The sequence below is a fragment of the Ruminococcus sp. OM04-4AA genome, from assembly GCF_003462585.1.
In the GTDB taxonomy this organism is placed as follows: domain Bacteria; phylum Bacillota; class Clostridia; order Lachnospirales; family Lachnospiraceae; genus Mediterraneibacter; species Mediterraneibacter faecis.
The window spans coordinates 1-2,012 of the sequence record NZ_QTZH01000131.1 but is presented as its reverse complement, the minus strand read 5'-3'; the positions used below and the strand labels follow the sequence as shown (position 1 = coordinate 2,012).

At 31.7% G+C, this 2,012-nt stretch carries 3 protein-coding genes; all 3 read right to left on the bottom strand.

All coding sequences use genetic code 11. The features are described 5' to 3' along the window. On the bottom strand, positions 1-743 hold a 743-nt coding region (locus DXB52_RS15610), incomplete at its 3' end, for a DUF6560 family protein (protein WP_118108031.1). Next, the gene (locus tag DXB52_RS17600; RefSeq protein WP_029471593.1) at positions 733-1,374 is read right to left on the bottom strand and encodes a hypothetical protein; all 642 of its coding nucleotides are present in this window, start codon (positions 1,372-1,374) and stop codon (positions 733-735) included. The genes DXB52_RS15610 and DXB52_RS17600, both read right to left, overlap by 11 nt. Before the next feature lie 23 nt (positions 1,375-1,397). Next, positions 1,398-1,895, bottom strand: coding sequence for a hypothetical protein (locus tag DXB52_RS15595; protein WP_019161965.1), 498 nt, complete (start codon positions 1,893-1,895; stop codon positions 1,398-1,400). Positions 1,896-2,012: the final 117 nt, after the last annotated feature.

Below are 2,012 nucleotides of genomic sequence, written 5' to 3'. Positions count from 1 at the left end.
AAAATAAGAGCTTCTCCAAATAAATTCTTTTTTCTTTTCATCTGGGTAATATCCGTTAATCTTATTTTACAGTTCTTCCTTAAAAATCCATTTCTATATAGCCATCCATCCTTGACAATTGTTTTGTCCATTAAAAAATAGAAAAATATACCTCCCGGTACAAGAGAGAATAAAAGGAAAACAAAAGCTGTTTCTTTTGCATTGAATACAAGTATCACACTATTGTAAACCAAATATAAAAAGAAAATGCCTGGCAGAACATAGTGGCTTTCTTTTGGTCTTATGATGCACTTTTTATCTCTACAACTCAACCATGTTTCTTGTGAAATTTTATGCTTAGACAGACTATTTGCAAACAATGATGCGCTTATGTTTTCATCAAATTTGAATATTATTTTGTCCCCTGCATATATTTCCAATGTACCATTTTCTTTATGTACACTTCTTGTTATATCTGAAAATTTATAATATTTTTTTCCCAAAAACGACCGGTATTCAATTACATCATGATTTACCTTGACTCTCCACAGGAACAAATGCAGGGTACAGATTCCAGAAAAAGCAATCAATATTCCATACGCCACTATAACTGAAAAATCCGCCTGTCCGTCTATAAAACCATACAAAAGTAATCCTGAGAAAAATATAGTTCCAACCAAAAATAAAATTCCCAGCCATCCTTCTTCCTGGATGCTATAATTATTTTCATCTATATTCTTTTCATAAAAATATTCATTTTTCAACCTCCCATTTTTTGACAGCAAAATACTTTACCAGGTGAAAAACTCCTAAGATAGAACCCAAAGAACAAAAATAGGAACAAAGGCTTGCAATTCTAATCATGGCTGTATATTCAACGCTGCTACTAAGTACTTTTGCGACACCCATTCCAAGCAATACAAAACTAGTAATACACCATCCTCCAGCCAGCTTTTTGGAAGAAGATGGATTGTAGATATCTTTTTTAATCAAAGTTATTATAAGAAAAATGTATGCAGCGATTACCAGTATGTAAATGATAACGAGTATGGTTAGATACCTCTTATAATATTCTTCTTTCATAGTTGTCAGCATGAGGATAGTTGCTGCCCAACAGAACAAAATAGAAAACGTCAGACTTTGTATTCCAATGATCCAAAAAACCTTTTTCCCTGTCACTTCTGTTCTTGAAAAACTAAGAATCACGAATCCAAGATAAACAATAACTAAAAATACTTTTGAAAAAAACGGTGATGGAGCTGATTCAGATAAAAAGAAAAATAAAAATACTAGAAACAAGATTGCTCCATCTAATTTGTAGATTTCTTTCGGCTTAATCACATCTTCTATACCGTATAGTAAAAAACTTTTTGTTTGTTCATTAATCTTTTTCATTCTCGTTTTCCCCTATCATTTCTTTATTCTTCCTCTACGGATATTTCCACATTTGCATGAAGCACCTTTTCCAGATATAATAAAACAAGCCGTCGCCCTTCTTCACATTTTCCTATCTTAGAAATATTCCTATACAGCAGATATAATGGAAACATAAATAAAATCAGACATTCTGTTAAAATCAATAAATCTCCCTGAGAAAAAAACAATGCAAATAAAATCACTATGAGCAGAAAAAATAGTGCAGCTTTTTTTATGTATGGCAAAAGCACAAACGTACCTTCCAGCATTACATCTCCCCCATAGCTTTTTATATGTGTCTGGAGCATTTCCCAGCCACCGCCTGTCATACTTCCTGCTGCATATCCGATACATAAGGTATTATCCTCTTCTTTGTAGGCTGCAAGTGCCATATCTCTATAAGCCTGGTTTGAAATACATAATGGTTTTGTAGTCTTCTTAATCTGTTCCAATAAATATTCTTTGGAATAAGGAAAATATATTTTATAATATTCTTGCATATGCTTTCCTTTCTCATAAAAAGGTTTTCTAAAGTTCAATACAATACAAATTTTTTACATTAGTTTCTCATAAAAAGGTTTTCTAAAGTTCAATACAATACAAATTTTTTACATTAG

Bases quoted from the DNA above. Each gene is read 5' to 3' on its own strand.
- DXB52_RS17600 (WP_029471593.1), bottom strand. From the start codon at position 1,374: ATGAAAAAGATTAATGAACAAACAAAAAGTTTTTTACTATACGGTATA.
- DXB52_RS15595 (WP_019161965.1), bottom strand. From the start codon at position 1,895: ATGCAAGAATATTATAAAATATATTTTCCTTATTCCAAAGAATATTTA.